21 protein-coding genes are annotated in these 21,261 nt (G+C 69.1%); 15 read left to right on the plus strand and 6 right to left on the minus strand.

From position 1 onward, the window contains the following. Positions 1-134 precede the first annotated feature (134 nt). Complete coding sequence (locus ACYVKL_RS27090; protein ID WP_379165961.1) at positions 135-1,109, plus strand: AraC family transcriptional regulator ligand-binding domain-containing protein; 975 nt, start codon at positions 135-137, stop codon at positions 1,107-1,109. 329 nt (positions 1,110-1,438) lie between these two features. Here the strand turns inward: ACYVKL_RS27090 and helR are convergent, their stop codons facing one another. Together helR and ACYVKL_RS27100 are read right to left on the minus strand one after the other, a co-directional pair. Further along, positions 1,439-3,616: an RNA polymerase recycling motor ATPase HelR gene (gene helR, locus ACYVKL_RS27095; protein ID WP_379165962.1), complete on the minus strand. Its 2,178-nt coding sequence runs from the start codon at positions 3,614-3,616 to the stop codon at positions 1,439-1,441. 178 nt (positions 3,617-3,794) lie between these two features. Then, positions 3,795-4,268 carry a nuclear transport factor 2 family protein gene (locus ACYVKL_RS27100; protein WP_379165963.1) on the minus strand — a complete coding sequence of 158 codons (474 nt, stop codon included), beginning with the start codon at positions 4,266-4,268 and terminating at the stop codon, positions 3,795-3,797. 128 nt (positions 4,269-4,396) lie between these two features. Between ACYVKL_RS27100 and ACYVKL_RS27105 the strand changes: the two genes are divergently transcribed. The 3 genes from ACYVKL_RS27105 to ACYVKL_RS27115 all read left to right on the plus strand — a co-directional run bounded on the left by ACYVKL_RS27105 (position 4,397) and on the right by ACYVKL_RS27115 (position 7,487). Further along, complete coding sequence (locus ACYVKL_RS27105) at positions 4,397-5,176, plus strand: helix-turn-helix domain-containing protein (RefSeq protein WP_379165964.1); 780 nt, start codon at positions 4,397-4,399, stop codon at positions 5,174-5,176. A gap of 299 nt (positions 5,177-5,475) precedes the next feature. Next, positions 5,476-7,077 carry a hypothetical protein gene (locus ACYVKL_RS27110; protein ID WP_379165965.1) on the plus strand — a complete coding sequence of 534 codons (1,602 nt, stop codon included), beginning with the start codon at positions 5,476-5,478 and terminating at the stop codon, positions 7,075-7,077. A 47-nt stretch (positions 7,078-7,124) separates the two neighbouring features. Then, entirely contained in the window at positions 7,125-7,487 is a 363-nt protein-coding gene (locus ACYVKL_RS27115; RefSeq protein WP_357196228.1) for an arsenate reductase family protein, read from the plus strand. A gap of 244 nt (positions 7,488-7,731) precedes the next feature. Here the strand turns inward: ACYVKL_RS27115 and ACYVKL_RS27120 are convergent, their stop codons facing one another. Then, entirely contained in the window at positions 7,732-8,187 is a 456-nt protein-coding gene (locus ACYVKL_RS27120; protein ID WP_357196231.1) for a nitroreductase/quinone reductase family protein, read from the minus strand. A gap of 130 nt (positions 8,188-8,317) precedes the next feature. Between ACYVKL_RS27120 and ACYVKL_RS27125 the strand changes: the two genes are divergently transcribed. Then, complete coding sequence (locus ACYVKL_RS27125; RefSeq protein WP_379165967.1) at positions 8,318-9,007, plus strand: TetR/AcrR family transcriptional regulator; 690 nt, start codon at positions 8,318-8,320, stop codon at positions 9,005-9,007. Between the two features lie 18 nt (positions 9,008-9,025). On the opposite strand, the gene ACYVKL_RS27130 is transcribed toward ACYVKL_RS27125, so the two are convergent. Beyond that, positions 9,026-9,376: a DUF4873 domain-containing protein gene (locus tag ACYVKL_RS27130; RefSeq protein ID WP_379165968.1), complete on the minus strand. Its 351-nt coding sequence runs from the start codon at positions 9,374-9,376 to the stop codon at positions 9,026-9,028. Beyond that, complete coding sequence (locus ACYVKL_RS27135) at positions 9,373-10,293, minus strand: AurF N-oxygenase family protein (RefSeq protein ID WP_379165969.1); 921 nt, start codon at positions 10,291-10,293, stop codon at positions 9,373-9,375. The genes ACYVKL_RS27130 and ACYVKL_RS27135 overlap by 4 nt, the downstream gene beginning before the upstream one ends. A 95-nt stretch (positions 10,294-10,388) precedes the next feature. Here ACYVKL_RS27135 and ACYVKL_RS27140 point away from each other — a divergent pair, with 95 nt between their 5' ends. Together ACYVKL_RS27140 and ACYVKL_RS27145 are read left to right on the plus strand one after the other, a co-directional pair. Further along, the gene (locus ACYVKL_RS27140; RefSeq protein ID WP_246597647.1) at positions 10,389-11,096 is read left to right on the plus strand and encodes a TetR/AcrR family transcriptional regulator; all 708 of its coding nucleotides are present in this window, start codon (positions 10,389-10,391) and stop codon (positions 11,094-11,096) included. Between the two features lie 23 nt (positions 11,097-11,119). Then, on the plus strand, positions 11,120-11,437 hold the full coding sequence (locus ACYVKL_RS27145) for a hypothetical protein (protein ID WP_379165970.1): 318 nt from the start codon (positions 11,120-11,122) through the stop codon (positions 11,435-11,437). Here the strand turns inward: ACYVKL_RS27145 and ACYVKL_RS27150 are convergent. Further along, positions 11,430-12,662 carry a DUF418 domain-containing protein gene (locus ACYVKL_RS27150; protein WP_379165971.1) on the minus strand — a complete coding sequence of 411 codons (1,233 nt, stop codon included), beginning with the start codon at positions 12,660-12,662 and terminating at the stop codon, positions 11,430-11,432. The genes ACYVKL_RS27145 and ACYVKL_RS27150 overlap by 8 nt on opposite strands. A 131-nt stretch (positions 12,663-12,793) precedes the next feature. On the opposite strand from ACYVKL_RS27150, the gene dop reads away from it, so the two are divergent. From dop to ACYVKL_RS27190, 8 genes are all read left to right on the plus strand, one after another. Beyond that, positions 12,794-14,293 (plus strand): depupylase/deamidase Dop, encoded by a 1,500-nt coding sequence (gene dop / locus ACYVKL_RS27155; protein WP_379165972.1) that lies wholly within the window; start codon positions 12,794-12,796, stop codon positions 14,291-14,293. 194 nt (positions 14,294-14,487) lie between these two features. Further along, the gene (locus tag ACYVKL_RS27160; RefSeq protein WP_213555212.1) at positions 14,488-14,682 is read left to right on the plus strand and encodes a ubiquitin-like protein Pup; all 195 of its coding nucleotides are present in this window, start codon (positions 14,488-14,490) and stop codon (positions 14,680-14,682) included. After that, positions 14,679-15,539: a proteasome subunit beta gene (gene prcB / locus ACYVKL_RS27165; RefSeq protein WP_379165973.1), complete on the plus strand. Its 861-nt coding sequence runs from the start codon at positions 14,679-14,681 to the stop codon at positions 15,537-15,539. The genes ACYVKL_RS27160 and prcB overlap by 4 nt, the downstream gene beginning before the upstream one ends. Next, positions 15,536-16,306, plus strand: a complete 771-nt coding sequence (gene prcA, locus ACYVKL_RS27170) for a proteasome subunit alpha (protein ID WP_379165974.1) — start codon at positions 15,536-15,538, stop codon at positions 16,304-16,306. Before prcB ends, prcA begins: the two co-directional genes overlap by 4 nt. Positions 16,307-16,507: 201 nt before the next feature. Next, on the plus strand, positions 16,508-17,866 hold the full coding sequence (gene pafA, locus ACYVKL_RS27175) for a Pup--protein ligase (protein ID WP_213555214.1): 1,359 nt from the start codon (positions 16,508-16,510) through the stop codon (positions 17,864-17,866). Between the two features lie 159 nt (positions 17,867-18,025). Continuing rightward, entirely contained in the window at positions 18,026-19,018 is a 993-nt protein-coding gene (locus tag ACYVKL_RS27180) for a helix-turn-helix transcriptional regulator (protein ID WP_379165975.1), read from the plus strand. A 241-nt stretch (positions 19,019-19,259) separates the two neighbouring features. Then, the gene (locus ACYVKL_RS27185) at positions 19,260-20,189 is read left to right on the plus strand and encodes a helix-turn-helix transcriptional regulator (protein WP_379166668.1); all 930 of its coding nucleotides are present in this window, start codon (positions 19,260-19,262) and stop codon (positions 20,187-20,189) included. Then, the gene (locus ACYVKL_RS27190; RefSeq protein ID WP_379165976.1) at positions 20,186-21,235 is read left to right on the plus strand and encodes a 2-dehydropantoate 2-reductase; all 1,050 of its coding nucleotides are present in this window, start codon (positions 20,186-20,188) and stop codon (positions 21,233-21,235) included. The genes ACYVKL_RS27185 and ACYVKL_RS27190 overlap by 4 nt, the downstream gene beginning before the upstream one ends. Positions 21,236-21,261: the final 26 nt, after the last annotated feature.

The raw sequence follows: 21,261 nt of genomic DNA on the forward strand, positions 1-21,261 counted from the left end.
TACGGGTGGCTTGGTAATATTTGCCCGATGGCCACTGTCCAACCCTCTGAGGTCCTTGAATGAGGAATGAGCTTCAGCAAGCTATTGTGAACGACCCCACACTGCAAGAAGCGGTTATTCCTGCGGGCATTGTGATGGGTGTACTCCAGTTCGCCGAGGAGCGCGGTGTGGACCCCGAGCCGTGGCTGTCGGGGACCGGGTTGACTCTCGGTCAAATCGACCTGCTGGAGACCCGCTTGTCGTACCGGCAGGTGTCGACGTTCCTGCATCGCGCTCTGCGCGCGCTCCCGCCAGGTCCGCTGGGTTTGCGGGTCGGCGCTCGCGACGTTCTCATGTCCTGGGGCCTGCTCGGTGTCGCCGTGCGTTCGTGCGGATCGGTCGGGGAGGCGTTCGGTGTCGGCCTCCAATTCCATCGGGCGACCGGCACCCTGCTGGACTACGCAATGGAGCCCGGACCCGACGAATTCGCGCTGCGTATCGACGAACGCACCCCCGACCCCGAACTCTTGCCGTTCCTGTGCGAGGAAACGTCCGTTTCCATCGTTTCCTTGCTGCGCTTGTCACTGGACAATCAGGTGACGCCCACGCGGATCGAGTTCGCCTATCCCCGACCCGACTACGCGGACGCCTACAGTCGCTTCTTTCGTTGTGCCGTGCACTTCGGCACGCCCGTCACGCGGATGTACTTCGCCACCGAACTGCTCGATCGCCGGATTCCCACGGCCAATCCGGGCCAACTCGACCTCGCGCTGGAGGCGGCGCGTCAACTCGCGGACCCCGGCAACCGGCACTCGGACATCGTCGTCGGGGTCGAGGGCGTGCTTCGCGCGAATCTGCGGCATCCGGTGACGATGGCGCTGGTAGCGGGGCGGTTGATGATCAGCGAGCGGACGTTGCAGCGTCGTTTGACCGAGGCGGGTGAGAAGTTCGGCGAAATTCGCGACCGGGTGCGCCTGCAGCGCGCCGCCACCCTGTTACGCGAATCGAAGCTGCCGATAGCAACGATCGCCGCCGAGGTGGGATACAGCGACAGCCGTGAGTTCCGGCGCGCGTACCAGCGGTGGACCGGCAGGACGCCGAGCGCCGAACGCGCATCGGCAAGGGCATAGGGAGCGTCCCGAGGGGGGTCTTTCGGCCATCGGCGGGGTCTGCCCCGACAGGCGCCGGCAACCTTGCAGACAGCGGATGGCCCGCGTCGTAGGTTCATGTCATGCCCCCAGAGGCGGTTCGCGAGGCGATAAGGAAATCGGCCGAGTGATGCGTCCGGTACGACGAAGTGCAGGACAGGTCAACGGAGACCGCGCAGCACTCGAGCCGACGACATCTCCGGCGTAGCGAATCTCCTCGGCCTCCAAGAGTTTCCGAGCCTGATGCTGCAGGTCGGTGGGTGCGGTCGACGCGACCGTCACCCACCAACCGGCAGGGCGCGGTTCGAGCTCTACTTCGAGGAGTGGAGACCGGCCAGGGCCTGCGGGAGCGGGCCCTGGTGCAGGACGGCCAGTCGCTGGGTGGCGCGGGTGAGGGCGACGTACAGTTCGGCCGCGCCGCGGGGGCCGTCGGCCAGGATGTGCTCGGGTTCGACCACCAGGACGGCGTCGAACTCGAGGCCCTTGGTCTCCGAGGCGGGGACCGCGCCGGGCATGCCGGGCGGGCCGATCACGATGCTGGTGCCCTCGCGCCCCGCCTCGTCGCGGACGAATTCCTCTATGGCGGCGGGCATCTCGGCGGGGGAGAGCTGTCGGCCCCAGGGCTGGACGCCGCAGGCGCGCACCGACTCCGGCGGCGTCACATCGGGGGCGAAATCGGCGAGCACCGCCGCCGCCACCGCCATGATCTCCGCCGGGGTGCGGTAGTTCACCGTCAGCGACCGGTAGAGCCAACGGCCGGGCACGTAGGTGTCGAGCATCTCCGCCCACGAGGTCGCGCCCGCCGCCGAACGGCGCTGCGCGAGATCGCCGACCACGGTGAAGGAATGGCTCGGGCAGCGGCGCATCAGCACCCGCCACTCCATCGCCGAGAGCTCCTGGGCCTCGTCGACCACGATGTGCCGGTAGGTCCAATCCCGGTCCGCGGCAGCGCGTTCGGCCAGCTCCCGGGTGTCGCGTTCGAGGAAACGCTCGGCCAGGTCCTCGCCGTAGAGCATGTCGGTGGCGAACAGGTGATCCTCGTCGTCCATGTGGTCGGCGCGGTTGACCAGCAGGTCGAGCACCTCCTCGGCGTAGGCGGCCTGCGCCTTGCGTTCCCGCTCGGCCGCCGCGTCCTCGGCGGAGGTGTCGCGGCCCAGCAGATCGATCAGCTCGTCGAGCAGCGGGACATCCGACACCGTCCACGCCTCGCCGTCGGCCCGCCACAGCGCGTCGTCGGCGCCGGCGTCGCGCAGCCGATCGGGCGACGAGAGCAGCTCGGCTAGTACCGATTCAGGGGTCAGGGTCGGCCACAGCTCGTCGAGCAGCGCGGTGAAGCCGTCGTGCTCGGCGAGTTCGGTGCGCAGGTCCGCGCGCATGTTCTCCCACGCCTCGCGGTCCGCGCGGGTCAGCCAGCCCTCGCCGATGCGGGCGATCGCGCGCTCGGTCAGCGCCCAGGTGAGGACCTCCACGAAGGTCGCGCGCGCCAGGTTGTGCGGCAACCCGCTCTCGCGCGCCTCCGACCGCGCCCAGTCCGCGACATCCGCGCCGACCCGCACCGTCACATCCGGCAGCTCGATGGTGACGGGCTGCTCCGGGACGCGTTGCCGGTCGGCGACCGCGGTCTTCAACACGTCGAGGATCCCCAGGGCACCCTTGAGCCGCGCCGCCTGCGGCTCGTCCTCCGCGGCGGCATGCAGACCCGGCAGCAGATCCGCGGTGGTGGTGAACACCACGTTCGTCTCACCGAGCGACGGCAGCACCCGCCCGATGTGCCGGAGGAAGGCCGTATTCGGGCCGACCACCAGCACCCCGTTGCGTTCCATCTGTTCGCGCTGGGTGTAGAGCAGATACGCCACCCGGTGCAGCGCGACCACGGTCTTGCCGGTGCCCGGCCCGCCCTCGATCACCAGCGTGCCCGGATGGTCGAGCCGGATGATCCGGTCCTGCTCGGCCTGAATGGTCGCCACGATGTCGCGCATACCCTCGCCGCGCGGGGCGTCGACCGCCGCCAGCAGCGCCGCGTCACCGCGCTCACCGTCACCGGGACGGCCGAACACCTCGTCGGTGAAATCCATCACCTGCCGCCCGCGCGTGTGGAATTGGCGACGCCGCCGCATCTGCTCGGGGCTCGCGGCGGTCGCGGTGTAGAACGCCTGCGACGCCGGCGCCCGCCAATCCTGCAGCAGCGGCTCGAACTCGTTCGCCTCGTCGTAGATGCCGATCCGGCCGATATAGGTGTGCTCGCCGGTCTCCCGGTCCAGCCGCCCGAAGCACAACCCGTTGTCGGCCACACCCAGTCGCGCCGACTCCTTGGCCAGCGCCCGCGCCTCGGCATCGCGCTCCACCATCACCGTGGCATTGCCGCGCACGGTCAGCGTCTCGCTGTAGCGGCCCTTGACCCGCGCCCGCTCGGCATCCAGCCGCGCGTACAGGCCGTCCACATAGTCCTGCTCCGACCGCAGTTCGTTCGCATATCCCTGATCCGACACCAGCACCACACCTTCCGCCCAGCAGATCCCCGGCCGCCACCCGCGCGACATCCGCGCAGGTTGCAGCCCTCGGCCAGCGATTGTGCGCCATCCCCGGGGCCTTGCCGCAAGCCCCCCGGTGCGATATATGTTGAAAGGGGAGGGACAACGATCCCTCCCGTTCCCGTCTCCCGGACCCTTACGCCGCGGTCGGACGCTGCCCACCGGACACCAGGTTCATGATGTCCTTGTTGCCGTCGGCCCACTGCGCGGTCATCACCATCGAATCCACCTTCCACTCGCCGTTTACCGGATGCAGGCCGATGCGGTAGGTGCCGCCCAGCGTCCAGCGCGGCGAGCCGAGCGGATTGGCCAGAATATGGACCGCCTGGAACACCGCGGTCAACTCGGCGCGATCGCCGTCCACGGTCACCAGATGATTGCCGAGCAAATGCTGGGTGGCGTCGAAGGCGCCGATCAGCTTCTCCCAGTCGGCCCGGATCTGTCCCGGCGTCACCCGCGCCGGCTCACCGCCCCAGACACTCGAATAGTCGAGGGTGACCTCGCCGGCGAAGACGCCCGGGAAGGCGTCCCAGTCGCGAATATCGATGAACCAGAACAGCCTGGTGGCGGCCTCGATGATGTCGGCGCGCTGCTGAGCGGAAGCACTCATGTCAAAACTCCTACCGTGCAAGGGAATCGGTGCCACCGATGCTGCGCGCGCCGGAAGCCGCCAACCAGGGCCGGTCGTGTCTGGTATCGCCGGGGCCACCCACCGCCGGACCGTGTAGAACTGCGTACATGGCGGTGCGCAAGGACCTGGCGGAATTCCTGAAGTCACGGCGCGCGCGGGTCGACCCGCAGACATCGGGCCTGCCGCCCTCCGGCCTTCGACGCGTCCCCGGCCTGCGCCGGTCCGAGCTCGCGCACCTCGCGGGCATCAGCGCCGAGTACTATCAGCGGCTCGAACAGCGCCGCGCCGCCAACCCGTCGGCCGCGGTGCTCGACGGCCTGGCCGCCGCGCTCGGGCTCGACACCGTCGAGACCGAACACCTGCACGCCCTGGCCCACCCGCCCCGCCCGGCCGCCGGCGTCGCGCCCGCTCCGCGGCCGGAACTGCTGCGCATGCTCGACCTGATCGACAAGGCCCCCGCGGCGCTGATCACCGACACCTTCGACGTCCTGGCCGCGAATCCCTTGGCGCACTATGTCTTCGGCGCCATGATCGCGGGCAACATGGCCCGCGCCCTGTTCGCGGACCCGGACGCACGCGACTTCTACGGTGACTGGGACGCCGTCGCCGCCGCCACCGTCGCGCAACTGCGCCGCGCCGCCGGACGCTACCCGGGCGACCCCGCCACCGCCGCACTGATCGACGAGCTGGCCGCCGACTGCGCCGAATTCGCCGCGCTCTGGGCCGCGGGCGACGTCGAGCACCGCACCCACGGGGTCAAACGGATCCGCCATCCATCGTCCGGCGAGCTGTCCTTCACCTACGAGAACCTCGAACTGCCGGGCGACCCTCGGCAGCGGATTGTCACCTTTATCCCGGCCCCCGGCAGCACTTTGCCCGCTCTGTAGGAGTCGATGCGATTCGCCCGCGAGTCCACCCCGACGCGCCGAGGGCGGTTACGTGTCCACTCGGTGTGTTGTCGTTACATTGGGGACCGGACGGATCGGTCGTGACGCGAGAATGACCCGCAGGGAGGCGGGTTCGCGGCGCGGCGCGGGAATACCGTTGTGACACAACGTGCCACGCGAATGACAACGCGTGGTCATGTGGGGTGGCGTCAAACTATGACCTTTACCTCAGTGACCACGCCGGGTCGTGGCACGGTCATACGATCCGGGGCTGACATATGCGGGAAGGCGAGTAGGCCATGGATCGAAATGCGTTCGTCGAGGTGATGAACGAGGCGAGCGGCATGCTGGAGACCGGTCGGGCCGAGGAGGCGCTGGCCCGGTTGTCAGCGTTCGACGACGAGCTGCTGGGGGTCCCCGATCCCAAAGAGTACGGCTGGATCGTGTCCTACCGCTTCCGATCCGCCTTTGCCGCGGGCGATTACGCCCAGGCCCTGCACCTGGCCGAACACGGACCGGCCCGCTACCCGGCCGACATCCCGCCCGCCACCCTGGCCACCATGTACTCGATGGCCGTCGAGGCCGCCACCCAGCAGGGCCTGCCCGACAGCGCCGTCCTGATGGCCGACCGCTGTATCGAGCTGCGCCGCACCCACGGCGAACACGCCGAGGTGCTGATGGCGGCCATGACCGCCTGCACCCTGCTCGGCGACCTCGAAAGACACGACCTGGCAAGCAGATATGCGCAGCTGCTCATCACCGAGGGCGTCGGCCACGACGACTACCGCGGCTACGGCTACTACGCGCTGTGCGCCGCCATCGAACAGGGCGTCGGCGAGCACCTGATCGACACCCTGCGGGCCGGGCGCGAATGGCTCGAAACCCAGGACAACGAATTCGCCCGGGTGGCACTGGAATATCTGCAGACCGCTCCCAGCCTGCGACCCCCGCTCGCGGTCGACCTGAACCTGGCGGACCCGCTCGGCGACGCGGTGTCGTTCCCGGAACCCGGCGCGGCACAGCCTGATCAGGTCTTTTCCGCATTCGACTCCGGTGCGGCACAGTCCACTGTCAATGGCGCGGAACTCGGCGTCGCGGGACCGGATTTCGGCGGGATCCTGCCCGGTCCGGACGCCGCGGCTCCCGATTTCGGCCTCGCACCGCTCGCCCCCGGCGTCGCACCGCCCGCCCCCGGCGCCGGGCAGCCCGAATCCGATGTGCCGCCGCTCGCTCCGCCCGTCGCGCTCGACGCCATGCAGACGCAGTACCTGCAGGTCGGTGACGGTGCCCCGCAGGCGGTGGCCGGGCCGGCGCAGCCGCCCGCCGAACAGCTTGCGGGCGGCGAGACCGCCGACGCGCTGATGGATGCCAACCGGCCCGGCATCGCAGCGGCCGCCTACCGGGCGCTCATGGACGACGCCGTCGGCACCGGTCGCCCGGACCCGCTCATCATGGGCAAGGCCACCCTGGGCCTGCTCACCGCGCTCATCTTCGACAATCGGGTCGGCGAGGCGCATTCGGTGTGGATCGACGAGCAGGGACCCACCTACCTGGGCATCTGGTCGCTCGAGAACGGGCAGACCTCGACGCACGACGCCATCGCCTACAACCTGGTCGCCGCGTTCCTGCACTCGCTGAGCACCGGCGACCCGAACGCCGCCAACCACGCCGTCGACAGCCTGATGACCCGAAATGTGGAGTGGGCCTACGAGAACGACCGCCAGGTCGTACCCGCCATGATCGGCAGCTGGCGCCGCCACCTGGTGGAGATCCACGGCGGCGAACCGGCCCCCGAATACCGCTGGCAGCTCACCCAGGCCGAACAGCGCTGGGGCGCGCCGATTCCCGACGGCGGCCTCTACTGGATGCGCCCCTACCGCTGGGTCGTGGACTGGCTCTGACCGTGCCGGTGACCGGGGGAGTACCCGCGGCGGCCTAGGCTGGCGGCATGGCAGCGACCGAAATCTGGCACAACCCGCAGTGCTCCAAGAGCCGCACCGCCAAGGCGGTGCTCGAGGAGACCGGCTCGGACTATGTCGAGCGCCGCTACCTCGACAACCCGCCCTCGGCCGACGAGATCCGCGCCGCCCTGACCAAACTCGGCCTGGAACCGTGGGACATCACCCGCACCGCCGAGGCCCAGGCCAAGGAGCTCGGCGTCGCCGCCTGGGGTCGCACCCCCGCCGACCGCGACCGCTGGATCGAAGCCCTCGCCACCCACCCCCGCCTCATCCAGCGCCCCATCGTCTTCACCGCCGACGGCCGCGCCTTCGTCGCCCGCGACGACGAATCCCTCGACGAACTGCGCTGACGCCCGGCCTGGAATTCCCGCACCGCCAGGTCGCTGGAATCGCCGACGGCTCACCGGGACTGCGCTGCGGTGACAACTGCGCTAGACAAGCAACGGGAGTCGGCTGATTTGCCACCGCCGGCGGATCCGGGCCCGGCGCGACATCGCCCCGGCGAGGCGGTAGGCCTTGCCGGGGCGATGTCGTGTCTTGCCGGGGTCGTGGTCGGACCCGGGTCTTGGTCGGGTCGGGGACCCCGGGGTGGCGTCAGGCCAGGGCGAAGACGGGGAATCCCGGTGCGATCTCGGCCAATTCGGCGTCGGTGGCGTTCTTGGTGACGCCTTCGAAGAAGCGGCCGACCTCCCAGCCCCAGCGGTCGAGGTAGGCGCGCAGGACGGGGATCTTGTCGGCGTCGGGGAGTTCGGTGGCGGTGAAGGTCTCCGACTTGCGGCCCAGGCGCAATTCGCCGGTCTTCGAGACGCGCAGGTTGCGGACCCACTGGGTGTGGCCGCGCGGCGCGACCAGATAGCGGGCGCCGTCGTCGGTGGTCAGGACATTGACCAGGGTGGTGCGCCATTCGCCGGACTTGCGGCCGCGCACCGCCAGCAGGCGGGAGCCGGCGATGCTGATGCCGAGCTTGGGGAGCATGTTGAAGAACCGGTTCATGTAGGGGTCGAGACCGGTGGGGCCGATGTAGCGGGTGGCAGCGGCGTGGGCGTCCATGGGATCTTCCTCTTCACTCTGCGAGAGCGGTGCTCTCTGTTGAGATCAGTGTGCATGCACGCCTTGCGGAATGTCAAGAGCGCTGCTCTCGAAATATTCAGGTGATCCGAAACGTGGCAGACTTGTCGGAATGAGCGTCCCCCGCACCGCCCGCGCCCGGGCCAGAGCTGAGATCACCCGCGAGATCACCGACGCTGCTCGCCGGCAGCTCGCCGAGTCCGGAGCGCCCGCGCTCTCCCTGCGCGCGATCGCGCGGGAACTGGGCATGGTGTCCTCGGCGCTGTACCGGTACTTCCCCAGCCGCGACGACCTGCTCACCACGCTCATCATCGAGGCGTACGACAGCATCGCCGACGCGGTCGAGAACGCGGTGGCCGCCGCGGACGCCCCCCGCGCCCAGTGGCGGGGGATGTCGCACGCGGTGCGGGACTGGGCCAAGGCCCACCCGCACGAGTACGCCCTGGTCTACGGCTCGCCGGTGCCGGGCTATCGAGCCCCCGAGTCCACCATCGGGCCCGCCGCCCGGGTGCCCGTCGCCGCGCTGGGCATCGTGAACCGGGCCTGGAAATCGGGCAGCCTCAGCGTGCCCGACGCGCCGGTCGACCCCGTGCTGGCCGCACAATCCGCCGGCATCGCCGAACAGGTCGCGCCCGGCCTGCCCGAGACCGCGGTGGTGCGCGGGGTGATGGCGTGGACGCAGCTCTACGGCACGGTCACCTTCGAGTTGTTCGGACAGCTCGACAACAGCATGGATCCGGCGGGACCGTTCTTCGCCTACTCCATCGAGGCCATGGCCGACTTCGTGGGCCTGACCCGCTGACGGGCGAATGCCGCTGCGCTACAGCGAGAACGGCGGCGCGCCGATCCCGGCGATCCGCAGATTGCCCCACGGATCGCGTTCCTGGAGCACGCCGGGCGTCGGGGTGCGGCCGGGGACGGTGAGAAAGACCTGCCCGCGACCGGGATCGGGCAAGGCTGTCCCGTCGGCGGCGGAAACCCGCCCGTACCAATGGAACTGGCCGTCGGTCGGGTCGAGGCGCCCGGTGAGGGCGACGTGCACCGCGACCTCGACGCCCGGCGCGTCGAGCAGCGCCGGGCCGGAATAGTCCGGAGCGGGTTCGGGATCGGGGTAGCTCTCGGTCGTGTCCGCGGCAGCCTGCCGGTCGCGGCGGGCCCGCCGCAATCTCACAGCAGTCCTCGGCGCCGCCAGACCCGTGTGCCGATCGGCCCGATCAACCCCTGCTTGTCCAGGAACGCACCGAGATTCGCCGCACCCAGCCCGAGCGCGCGCCGCGAATGCGGATTGGCGCGGGCCAGCCGCCGCGCCGCCCGCCCGTCCTCGACGCCCGCGCGGGCGTACATGTGCCAGTTGGTCATCAGATGCACGAACAGGGGAGCGGCCACCGCGACGCACAGTCGCGTGTAATGCAATTCGGCCCGGGACATGGTCGGCACCCGGTGCGCGAGCGCGTCACGCGCGAACCCGATGTGGCGCGCCTCCTCGGTGACGTGAATGCGCATGGCCCGCGCCACCAGCGGCTGCAGATCCGGATCGTCGAGGGTCCGCCGCTGTATCGCGTCGAAGATCTCCTCGCCGACCAGTGCGCCCACCCACACCATCGATCCGCGCAGGACCAGCTGCAGGCCGCTGATCGTCCAGCGCTCGAACCGGTTGGGCCAGTAGGGTCGCGCGCCGATGCGGTCGATGAGTTTGCCGAACATCATCATGTGCCGGCATTCGTCGCCCATCTCGGTGAGGGTGTAGTGCGCATGCCGCGAGGTCGGGTCGCCGGCCATGAGTTCGCGCAGCAGTAGCCGGTTGAGCAGGTTCTCGAACCAGATGCCGACCGAGAGCACATTGGCCAGCTCTTCGCGCGACAGTTCGCGGCGTTGCTCAGGGGTCATGGCGTCCCAGAGCGGGGTGCCGTAGAGCGAGATCACCTCGGGCGGCAGGAACAGCTGGTCCGGGTCCAGGGGCGCGTCCCAGTCCAGGTCGACGACGGGGTCGTAGGACTTCTTCACCGATCCGGTCAGCAAGCGCTGAGCGAAGGATTCGCGCGCGGCGTGCGCGGTGGCCGCCGGGGCCGAGGTCGCGTGGTCGCCCATGACAGCTCCTGACTCGTTTACTGATACAGGCTGTTACACTCAGATTAGTGGTACATGCTGTCTCGGTCAATGCGGAGGTGGGTATCGTGAGGCCCGTGACCGGCACCCGACGCAAGCAACCCGCGCCGCCCGCCGACGGCCGCAGCACCCGCTGGGACAGCCACAAGGCCCGTCGCCGCACCGAGATGCTGGATGCCGCGCTGGCCGTCATCGAGGAGAACGGCACCGAGATCTCGGTCCAGCAGATCGCCGACCGCCTGACCGTCCCGCGCCCGGTCGTCTACCGGCATTTCGACGGCCGCGCCGACCTCGACGAGGCCATCCGCCGTCACATCCTGGATTCGCTGACCGCGCAACTGCTTCCGCGCCTGCACCCCGAGGGCACCGTCCGCGACCTGGTGCGCGGCGCAGTCGGCACCTACGTCGGCTGGGTGGAACTGCACCCGAACCTGCACCGCTTCCTGGCCGCCGCCGACCCGCACGGCGAATCCTCCACCGCCCTGGCCGGCGCCCGCGACCGCATCGGCGGCCGGCTGGCCGACCTGTTCGCCGACGCCCTGAACCGCTTCGGCATCGACCGGAACCGGGCCCGCCCCATGGCCTTCGGCACGGTCGGTTTCGTCGACGGCGTGGTCAACAGCTGGCGCGCGGCGCCCACCCTGTCCTCCGAGCACATCGAGGGCATCCTCACCGAATCGGTGCTGTCGCTGCTCGAGGGCAATGCCCGTAGTCTGGACGTGCCGCTGACCCGCGACACCGTCGTCGCCGACCTGCTCTCGCGCACCGAGGCGGCGCGGGCGTGAGGTCGTTCGACCGGAGGACCCCGATGGCATCCCGCTCCCTGGCCCGGCTGGCCGTGCTCACCGCCGTTGCCGCGGCCGCACTGGCGCCGATGGCCGCGGCCGCCGCGGACGCCGACCTCCCCGACGGGCTGCACTGCGACGTCCTGGACTGCCGCAACGACACCGACCACGACTACGCGGTCTCGGGCACGATGCAGTGCGAGTACACCGACACCGACGGCAGCGGCAGCTCCATCGGCGAGGACTTCGCCGATATCGTTCCCGCGCACAGCCTCTACCGGCTCTCGGGCTGCCTCGGCGGGCAGTCGCCCTACCTGCGGTCCATCGACTGGATCAGGTAGTCGCGCGTGCCGCGCCGGTCAGGGCGCGGTAGCCGCGATGCCACAGCCACTCCACCGGCCCGCGCTCGAAGCGCCGCAGCCAGAGATGGGCGACGGTCAGCATCAGCGCGCAGACCAGCACGTACACGCCCACCGTGAACGGCACCCTCGCGTTGGCCGACACCAGGCTGGCCAGGCCGAGACCCCAGCCGTAGCACAGGAATCCGGACACCAGGTTCTGGAGGATGTAGCAGCTCAAGGCCATTCGCCCGACCTCGCCGAACCGGCGGCCCACCCAGCCGGGGCCGAGCCGGTGCGCGTAGATCTCGGCGACCAGGGCCAGGATGCCCAGCGCGACCAGGGGTGCGGTGCCGTAGCGGGCGAGCAGGATCAGATCGCCGCCGAGCATGCCCAGCAGTAGGTCGGTCGGCGCGGCGATGGCGAAGCCGATCAGCATGAGCCGCCGACGGATTCGCGCGCCCCTGGGTTCGAAGATCCCGGCCCGGAACAGGCGGGCGCCGAGCAGGAACAGGGCGATCGACATCGGGAAGATGAGGATCGGTTCGAGGCGGAACACCAGCAGGTGCTCCCACCGGAACGCCACCAGATCCCAGAACGAACCGTCGGCGTAGGGATTCGGATCCAGCGCCCGGCGGCCGCCGGAATCGTCGCCGCTGCCGAAGGCGATCGCGACCGCGAACAGCGTCAGCATGCTCAGGTGGATGCTCGCCTGCGCGATCAGCCAGCGCCGCTGCGTCTTCGGGCTCGTCGCCAGGATGAACGCCACCACCAGTCCGGTGACCGCGTACCCCATCAGCACGTCGAATTCGGCGACGAGGAAGTAGTTCACCAGCCCGTCGACGAACAGCAGCCCCGCCCGGATCGGGTACCCGCCCGGCCACGTCCGTCCGGCCCGTCGCGCCGATTGCTGCTGAATAGCCAATCCGATGCCGAACATGACGGTCAGCAGTCCCAGGAACTTGCCCTGCGCCAGCTGCTGCAGGAATCGCTCGACCCACAGCCACGCCCCGTGCGGCTCGTCACTGCGCGCGATATACCCGAGCAGCCCTTCGGCATTGGTGAAGATCCAGATATTGGTGCCCAGCGTGCCCAGGATGGCGATGCCGCGCAACACGTCCAGTGCGGCGACGCGGCTCGAATGCGACTGTGCGGGAACGGGAATCGGGTCGTCGGCGACCGTGCCGGCCGGGTGTGGAGGGCGCGGGGTGGAAGCCGGTTCGACCATGGAGGTGATTGTGCCGTCGCCCGGCCCGGCGCGGATCGCCCGTGAGAACGACCCCGGGTACGTCTCACGAATGAGATCGACCCGGACAGTCCACCCGCGTCCGGGGCCCCCTTTCGCCTAGGCTCGAAGCCATGCAGCGCATCATCGGAATCGAGGTCGAGTACGGCATTTCGACGCCTACCGAGCCGTCCGCCAACCCGATTCTCACCTCCACCCAGGCGGTGCTCGCCTACGCCGCGGCCGAAGGCGTGCCGCGCGCCAAGCGCACACGCTGGGACTACGAGGTGGAATCGCCGTTGCGGGACGCGCGCGGATTCGATCTCGGCAGGCTCAACGGGCCCGCGCCGGTGATCGATGCCGACGAGGTCGGGGCGGCGAACATGATCCTCACCAACGGGGCTCGCCTGTACGTCGACCACGCCCACCCCGAATACTCCGCCCCCGAGGTCACCGACCCGCTCGACGCGGTGATCTGGGACAAGGCCGGTGAACGGGTCATGGAGGCCGCGGCCCGCTACGCCTCCAGCGTGCCGGGCGCGGCGCGCATGCAGCTGTACAAGAACAATGTCGACGGCAAGGGCGCCTCCTACGGCACCCACGAGAACTATCTGATGAGCCGGGAGACCCCGTTCAACCAGATCATCGTGGGCCTGACCCCGTTCTTCGCCTCCCGCCAGGTGATCTGCGGGTCCGGGCGCGTGGGCATCGGTCAGTCCGGTGATACGCCCGGGTTCCAGCTCTCGCAGCGCGCGGACTACATCGAGGTCGAGGTGGGTCTCGAGACCACCCTCAAGCGCGGCATCATCAACACCCGCGACGAGCCGCACGCCGACGCCGACAAGTACCGCCGCCTGCACGTCATCATCGGCGACGCCAATCTCGCCGAATGGTCCACCTACCTCAAGGTCGGCACCGCGGCGCTGGTGCTGGACATGATCGAGGCCGGCGAGGACTTCTCGGATCTGCAGCTGGCCCGCCCGGTCACCGCCGTGCACACCATCAGCCACGACCCGACTCTGCGTGCCACCGTTGCCCTTTCCGACGGCCGCGAGCTGACCGGCCTTGCGCTGCAACGCATCTACCTCGACCGGGTCGAGAAGTTCATGGACCGCACCGGAAACGACGATCCGCGCGTGCAGGACGTCATCGAGAAGTGGGCGCACGTCCTCGACCTGCTCGAGCGCGACCCGTTCGAATGCGCCGACCTGCTGGACTGGTGCGCCAAGCTGCGCCTGCTCGAGGGCATCCGCAACCGGGAGGGCCTGACCTGGGCCGCGCCCAAACTGCACCTGGTCGACCTGCAGTACTCGGATGTGCGCCTGGACAAGGGCCTCTACAACCGCCTGGTGGCGCGCGGCTCGATGCAGCGGCTGGTCACCGAGCAGCAGGTGACCGACGCCATGACCAACCCGCCCACCGACACCCGGGCCTACTTCCGCGGGGAGTGCCTGCGCCGCTTCGGCGCGGATATCGCGGCGGCGAGCTGGGATTCGGTGATCTTCGACCTGGGCGGCGATTCGCTGGTGCGGATCCCCACCCTGGAACCGCGTCGCGGCACCAAGTCCCACGTGGGCAAACTCCTCGACGGCGTGCACACCGCCTCGGAACTGGTGCAGCAACTGACCCACTAGTCCCACGTGAGAGGGGTACGGGAACTGAATCCCGTGCCCCTTTTTCGTGTCCGCGACATGGCGTCGGGAAGATCGCGGGCACAGCACAATGACGCTTAATCCGGCATGTTGTCCCCGCTGGTGGGTACTGTTGACCTCACGAGCATCGGGTCTTCTCCGGTGCTCGCCGATGATCACAGAGGAGGTCGGCTGCTATGGCACAAGAGCAGACCAAGCGCGCCGGTGGCGGCGACGAGGACGAGGGCCCGGCCGGGGACGGCGGGGCTGGACAGGAGCGTCGCGAGAAGCTGGCGGAGGAAACCGACGACCTGCTCGACGAGATCGACGACGTGCTCGAGGAGAACGCGGAGGACTTCGTCCGCGCATACGTGCAGAAGGGCGGCCAGTGACCCAAGGTGACCCCCTGCGGCTCCAGTTGGGGTTCGCCCAATCCTCTTTCTCCGAGTACCTGCGTCTCCACGCTCCGGAATTGTTGCCCGGCAACGGATTCGGTTCCGGCGGCAATCACCCGAATCCGGGGGTGCCGTCGGACATCGCGCCGCACGGCACCACCATCGTCGCGGTCAGCTACCGCGGCGGGGTGCTGATCGCCGGTGACCGCCGGGCCACCCAGGGCAACCTGCTGGCCCAGCGCGACATCGAGAAGGTGTACATCACCGATACCTACTCCGCGGCCGGCATCGCCGGTACCGCGGGGATGGCGATCGAGATGATCCGGCTGTTCGCGGTCGAGCTCGAGTACTACGAGAAGATCGAGGGCGTTCCCCTCACCTTCGCCGGCAAGGCCAACAAGCTGTCGAAGATGGTGCGCGACAACCTCCCCGCGGCCCTGCAGGGGCTGGCGGTGGTCCCGCTGCTGGTCGGCTACGACCCGGACGCCCCGGACGCGGACCGTTCCGGGCGCATCGTGTCCTACGACGTGGTCGGCGGGCGCAGTGAGGAACGGTTCGGGTACACCGCGGTGGGGTCGGGTTCACTGTTCGCCAAGTCCTCGCTGAAAAAGACCTACACGCGCGGGCTCGACCAGGACCGGGCGCTGCGGATCGCGATCGAATCGCTCTTCGACGCTGCCGACGACGACACCGCCACCGGCGGTCCCGACACCATGCGCAACATCTACCCGACGGCGATCGTGATCGACGCCGAGGGCTCCGAGGAGGTCACCGAGGAGCGCCTCAAGGAGATCACCCGGGCGATGGTCGAGGAGCGGGCCGCGTTGGCGGCAGAGGGGATCGGCGAAGCATGACACTGCCGTATTACGCGTCGGCCGAACAGATCATGCGCGACAAGACCGAGCTCGCGCGCAAGGGCATCGCGCGCGGCCGCTCGGTCATCGTGCTGGTCTACGACAAAGGCGTGGTATTCGTGGCCGAGAACCCCTCGGCCACCCTCCACAAGATCAGCGAGCTCTACGACCGGGTCGGATTCGCCGCGGTCGGCAAATACAACGAGTTCGAGGCGCTGCGCCGCGGGGGCATCCTGCAGGCCGATCTGCGCGGTTACCAGTTCGATCGCCGCGACGTGACCGGCCGGTTCCTGGCCAACCTGTACGCCCAGAGCCTGGGCACCATCTTCACCGACCAGCTCAAGCCCTACGAGGTGGAGATCTGCGTCGCCGAGGTGGGGTTCCCGGAGCAGGACACCAACTCGGTGCTCTACCGCATCAATTTCGACGGATCCATCGTCGACGAGCGGGAATTCGTGGTGATGGGCGGCAACACCGAGCCGATCGCCACCGCCCTCAAGGCGACCTACAAACCCGGTCTGGACCTGCATTCGGCCATCACCACGGCGGTGGCCGCGCTGCAGAAGGCCGTCCCCGAGGGCGACAAGGACAAGGCGCGCACCGTGGGCGTCTCCTCCCTGGAGGTGGCAACCCTGGAGCAGTCCCGGCCGCGGCGGTCGTTCCGCCGTATCCAGGGCGCCGCGTTGCAGGAACTGATCACCGGCAAGGCGCCCACCGCGAAAGCGGCCGCCGAGGCCGACAAGCCGTCGAGCGGGGACCCGTCCTAAGGCCCCGCCGAGGCAGGCAAATCCCGCTATTCGGGATAAGGCTCCTTTGCACTCTCAATAGCAGAGTGCAAAGGAGCCTTGCTTTTTCGCAGGGTAGGACGCGTGCGGCGTTGCACCCCGTGCTAAATCGTTGTGAATACGTTTGCACAAGCTGTCCGACAAGGCCGTTACCGGGCACTATTCCGCTGTAATGTCGATAGGGTGCAGCGACGAATCATGGGGATCGAGACCGAATTCGGGGTGACGTGCACGTTCCACGGTCACCGTCGGTTGAGTCCTGACGAGGTGGCCCGGTATCTGTTCCGCCGGGTAGTTTCCTGGGGCCGTAGCTCGAACGTGTTCCTTCGTAATGGTGCCCGGCTCTACCTCGATGTCGGTTCCCATCCGGAGTACGCTACGGCCGAATGTGACAGCTTGGTGCAGTTGGTCACTCACGACCGCGCCGGCGAGCGGGTCCTGGAGGATCTGCTCATAGACGCCGAGCAACGGCTCGCGGAGGAGGGTATCGGCGGCGATATCTACCTGTTCAAGAACAACACCGACTCCGCGGGCAACTCCTACGGGTGCCACGAGAACTTCCTCGTGGTCCGGGCCGGGGAGTTCTCCCGCATCTCCGACGTGCTGTTGCCGTTCCTGGTTACCCGGCAGTTGATCTGCGGGGCCGGGAAGGTGCTCCAGACGCCGAAAGCGGCCACCTTCTGCCTGTCGCAGCGGGCCGAGCACATCTGGGAGGGGGTGTCCTCGGCGACCACGCGGTCGCGGCCGATCATCAACACCCGCGACGAGCCGCACGCCGACGCCGAGAAGTATCGGCGCCTGCATGTCATCGTGGGCGACTCGAACATGGCCGAACCGACGACCATGCTCAAGGTGGGCACGGCGTCGCTGGTGCTGGAGATGATCGAGGCGGGCGTCGCGTTCCGAGACTTCGCTCTGGACAACCCGATTCGCGCCATCCGCGAGGTGTCGCACGATCTCACCGGTCGCCGTCCCGTGCGGCTGGCGGGCGGGCGGCAGGCGTCGGCCCTGGAGATCCAGCGCGAGTACTACGCCCGCGCCGTCGAGCATCTGCGCAACCGCGACCGCGATCCGCAGGTCGACGCCGTGGTGGATCTGTGGGGCCGCACCCTCGACGCGGTGGAGGCGCAGGACTTCGCCAAGGTGGACACCGAGATCGACTGGGTGATCAAGCGCAAGCTGTTCCAGCGCTATCAGGACCGCTACAACATGGAGCTGTCCGATCCCAAGATCGCCCAGCTGGATCTGGCCTATCACGACATCAAGCGGGGTCGCGGCGTCTTCGACCTGCTCGCCCGCAAGGGTTTGGCCAAGCGGATCACCGAGGACGAGGCGGTCGACGCGGCGGTCACCACGCCGCCGCAGACCACCCGCGCCAAGCTGCGCGGCGATTTCATCACCGCCGCTCAGGAGGCGGGCCGCGACTTCACCGTCGACTGGGTCCACCTCAAGCTCAATGACCAGGCGCAGCGGACCGTGCTCTGCAAGGACCCGTTCCGTTCGGTCGACGAGCGCGTGGATCGGCTGATCGCCTCGATGTAGGGCAATCGCTCGAGCGGGCCGTGAACCAGCAGGTTCGCGGCCCGCTCTGCGTTTCGACCGCTTTGTCCGGTTCTGGGATCATCCGGCTCGGGGGCCGTCCGAGGAAAAACGAGACCGCCCATGCTTCACACCGGCGACGCTCCCATTACTCTCTACGGGGTGGCGATATCCAAGGTCGAGCGGTTGATGAATCTGGTTATCGCGCTGCTGTCCACCCGGCAGTTCCTGACCGCGGAGCGGATCCGGGAGTCGGTCGCCGGGTACGAGGAGTCCGCGAGCGACGAGGCCTTCAGCCGGATGTTCGAGCGCGACAAGAACGAGCTGCGCGATCTGGGCATACCCCTGGAGATCGGACCGGTGAGCCGGTTGTCGAGCGTCGAGGGCTATCGCATCAACCGGGACGCCTATGAGCTCCCGGACATCGATCTGACCAGCGAGGAGTCCGCCGCGGTCGCGGTGGCGGTGCAGTTGTGGGAGTCGCCCGAGCTGGCGGCCGCGGCCGAGGGCGGGCTGCTGAAGCTGCGGGCGGCCGGTATTCACGTGGAGCCCGACGCCGGGGTGTCGGCGGTGCCCGCGGTGCCGGCGCGCACGCGCGGGTCGGAGCCGGTGCTGGGCAAGCTGCTCGCCGCGATCGATGCCGGACGGTCGGTGCGGTTCAAACACCGTCAGTCGCACGGGGATCCGGTCGAACGCGACGTCCAGCCCTGGGGTGTGGTGACCCACCACGGCCGCTGGTACCTGGTCGCGCACGACAACGTGCGGGACGCGCAGCGGGTGTTCCGCATCTCCCGCATCGACGAGGACGTCACCGAATACGGCCCGGCCAACGCCGTGCACAAGCCCGAGAACCTGGACCTGCGCGCCGTGGTCGCCGAGGTCACCGCGCAGTCGCCGATCACCGGGTCGGCCACGGTATGGGTGGCCCAGGGCCGCGGGCAGGAGATCCGCCGCCTCGGACCGGTCATGGAGGACCGGGTACTGGGCGGCCGGGCCGGCTCGATCGTGGAAGTGCCGATCCGCTCGCGCGACTGGCTGGCCCGGCTCATCACCGGACTCGGCGCGGACGCCCTGGTGCTCGCGCCGGAAGACCTGCGCGACAACGTGATCGCGCGCCTGAAATCGGTGCTGGAGCGAACCGAGGTGACGGCGTGAGCGAGCGCGGCGAGGGAACCATGGATCCAGCGTGCTGCGCGCAGGCCGGATCCGAGCGGAGCGAGGTGACGGGGTGAGTGCGGCCGAGTCGCGGAAACGTCGGGGAGACAGCGTGATCGACAGTGCCCGCAAGGGCGGCAGCGGTGACGGCGCACGGGCGTCGGAGGGTGCGAAGGACCGGCGGGGGAGCGCGGCGGCCAGCACCAGCCGGCTCTCGACCCGGCTGGCCAGGCTGCTCAACATGATTCCGTACTTCCAGGCCAACCCGGGCATCGGTGCGGCCGAGGCGGCCGCCGAACTCGGCGTGTCCACCAAGCAGCTGATGGCCGACCTGAATCAGCTGTGGATGTGCGGCCTGCCCGGGTACGGGCCGGGTGATCTGATCGACCTGTCGTTCTCCGAGGAGAGCATCGAGGTCACCTTCAGCGCGGGCATCGATCGCCCGCTGCGGCTGACCTCCCTGGAGGCGACCGCGCTGCTGGTGGCACTGCGTTCGATCGCCGATCTGCCCGGCATGGTGGATCCGAGCGCCGCGCACGCCGCCACCGCGAAGATCGAATCCGCCATCTCCGGACGGGAATTCGCGGGCCCGGCGCTACCGCCGCCGGTGGAAGCACCCGCCGTGGCCACCGTCCGGTCCGCCGTCGAACACGGTCACGCACTGCGCCTGGTGTATTACTCGGCCAGTCGCGATGTGGTGTCCGAACGCGTCGTCGACCCGATCCGAATCGTGCTGGTGGACAACAACAGCTATCTGCAGGCATGGTGCCGGCAAGCGGAGGGCGTGCGGCTGTTCCGGCTCGACCGCATCGAGGAGGCCGCCGAACTCGACGAGCCGGCCCGCCCGCCCGCCGAGGCCGCCCTCGACGAGTCCGCCGCGCTGGACCTGTTCGTCGACGATCCCGCGGTCCCGCTGGCCCGCTTGCTGATTCGCCCCGACTACGCGTGGGTGCTCGAGCAGTATCCGATGCACAAGGTCACCACCCACCCCGACGGCAGCCTCGAGGCCACCATGCGCTTCGCCACCCTGGACTGGATGGCACGGCTGCTGCTCGGCTTCGGCGCGGGCGTCGCCGTGCTCGGCCCGGCCGAACTGGTGACCGCGGTGCGCGAGCGGTCCAGCTCGGCGCTGGCCGCCTACGCCGGGCTCGAGCAGGTCGGTCCCGCTTGAGGCCGGAGGCGGGTGCGGCGCCGCGGGTGACGGTGCTGGGTGCGGGCAGCATCGGGTGCTACGTCGGCGGCCGGCTGGCCGCGGCGGGCGCGGAGGTGACCTTCGTCGGCCGGCCGCGCGTGCTGGAGGAGTTGAACACCTACGGGTTGCGGCTCACCGATCTCGACGGCGACCATGCGCAGGTCGAGCCGACCGCCTTCCACACGGCCACCGAACCCACCGGGGACGCCGACCTGGTGCTGATCACCGTGAAATCCGCGGGCACCGCCACCGCGGCCGCCGAACTGGCCGGGGTGCTCGCGCCCGGCACGGTCGTGCTCAGCCTGCAGAACGGCATCGGCAACGACGCGGTCATCCGGGAGATCCTGCCCACCTGCGTGGTGCTGCCCGGCATGGTCATGTTCAACGTCGTCCACAACGATCAGGGCCACTTCCACCGCGGCACCGCGGGCACCGTCGACGTGGCCGACGATCCGGTGCTGAACCGGTTCAGCGGCGTCTTCGCCCGCTCCGGGCTGGGCTTCAAACGCCACGCTGACCTGCTGTCCATCCAATGGGCCAAACTGCTGCTCAACCTCAACAACCCGATCAACGCGCTCTCGGGCCGTCCGCTGCGCGAGGAACTCGGCAACCGCGACTACCGGCGCTGCCTGTCGATGGCCCAGCGCGAGGCCCTGGCCGCCATGGACGCGGCCCGCATCCGCCCGGCCCGGCTCACCCCGCTGCCGCCGGAGGTGATGGCCCGGCTGCTGACCGCCCCCGACGGCCTGTTCCGTAGGGTTGCCGCGAAAGTGCTGGCCATCGATCCGGTGGCCCGCTCGTCCATGGCCGATGACCTGGCCGCCGGGCGCGCCACCGAAATCCCTTGGCTGTGCGGAGAAATCGTGAGTCTCGGCGCCATGGTAGGAATACCCACGCCGGTGAACCAGAAGCTGATAGAACTCGTGTCAGCTGCGGAGAACGGCGACCGGCGCACCTGGTCGGGATCGGAATTGCTGGCACAACTCGAGAGCGCCGCGCGTGACGACGCGGCGAACAAGGGTTGACAACAAGGTTCGCCGTATGCGGGTCC

The sequence above is a fragment of the Nocardia tengchongensis genome (genome assembly GCF_054781395.1).

Excerpts from the sequence above, each read along its gene's own strand:
- ACYVKL_RS27090 (WP_379165961.1), top strand. The coding sequence starts at position 135 with ATGGGTGTACTCCAGTTCGCCGAGGAGCGCGGTGTGGACCCCGAGCCG.
- ACYVKL_RS27100 (WP_379165963.1), bottom strand. The coding sequence starts at position 4,268 with ATGAGTGCTTCCGCTCAGCAGCGCGCCGACATCATCGAGGCCGCCACC.
- ACYVKL_RS27105 (WP_379165964.1), top strand. The coding sequence starts at position 4,397 with ATGGCGGTGCGCAAGGACCTGGCGGAATTCCTGAAGTCACGGCGCGCG.
- ACYVKL_RS27110 (WP_379165965.1), top strand. The coding sequence starts at position 5,476 with ATGGATCGAAATGCGTTCGTCGAGGTGATGAACGAGGCGAGCGGCATG.
- ACYVKL_RS27115 (WP_357196228.1), top strand. The coding sequence starts at position 7,125 with ATGGCAGCGACCGAAATCTGGCACAACCCGCAGTGCTCCAAGAGCCGC.
- ACYVKL_RS27120 (WP_357196231.1), bottom strand. The coding sequence starts at position 8,187 with ATGGACGCCCACGCCGCTGCCACCCGCTACATCGGCCCCACCGGTCTC.
- ACYVKL_RS27125 (WP_379165967.1), top strand. The coding sequence starts at position 8,318 with ATGAGCGTCCCCCGCACCGCCCGCGCCCGGGCCAGAGCTGAGATCACC.
- ACYVKL_RS27135 (WP_379165969.1), bottom strand. The coding sequence starts at position 10,293 with ATGGGCGACCACGCGACCTCGGCCCCGGCGGCCACCGCGCACGCCGCG.
- ACYVKL_RS27145 (WP_379165970.1), top strand. The coding sequence starts at position 11,120 with ATGGCATCCCGCTCCCTGGCCCGGCTGGCCGTGCTCACCGCCGTTGCC.
- ACYVKL_RS27150 (WP_379165971.1), bottom strand. The coding sequence starts at position 12,662 with ATGGTCGAACCGGCTTCCACCCCGCGCCCTCCACACCCGGCCGGCACG.
- dop (WP_379165972.1), top strand. The coding sequence starts at position 12,794 with ATGCAGCGCATCATCGGAATCGAGGTCGAGTACGGCATTTCGACGCCT.
- ACYVKL_RS27160 (WP_213555212.1), top strand. The coding sequence starts at position 14,488 with ATGGCACAAGAGCAGACCAAGCGCGCCGGTGGCGGCGACGAGGACGAG.
- prcA (WP_379165974.1), top strand. The coding sequence starts at position 15,536 with ATGACACTGCCGTATTACGCGTCGGCCGAACAGATCATGCGCGACAAG.
- ACYVKL_RS27185 (WP_379166668.1), top strand. The coding sequence starts at position 19,260 with ATGATTCCGTACTTCCAGGCCAACCCGGGCATCGGTGCGGCCGAGGCG.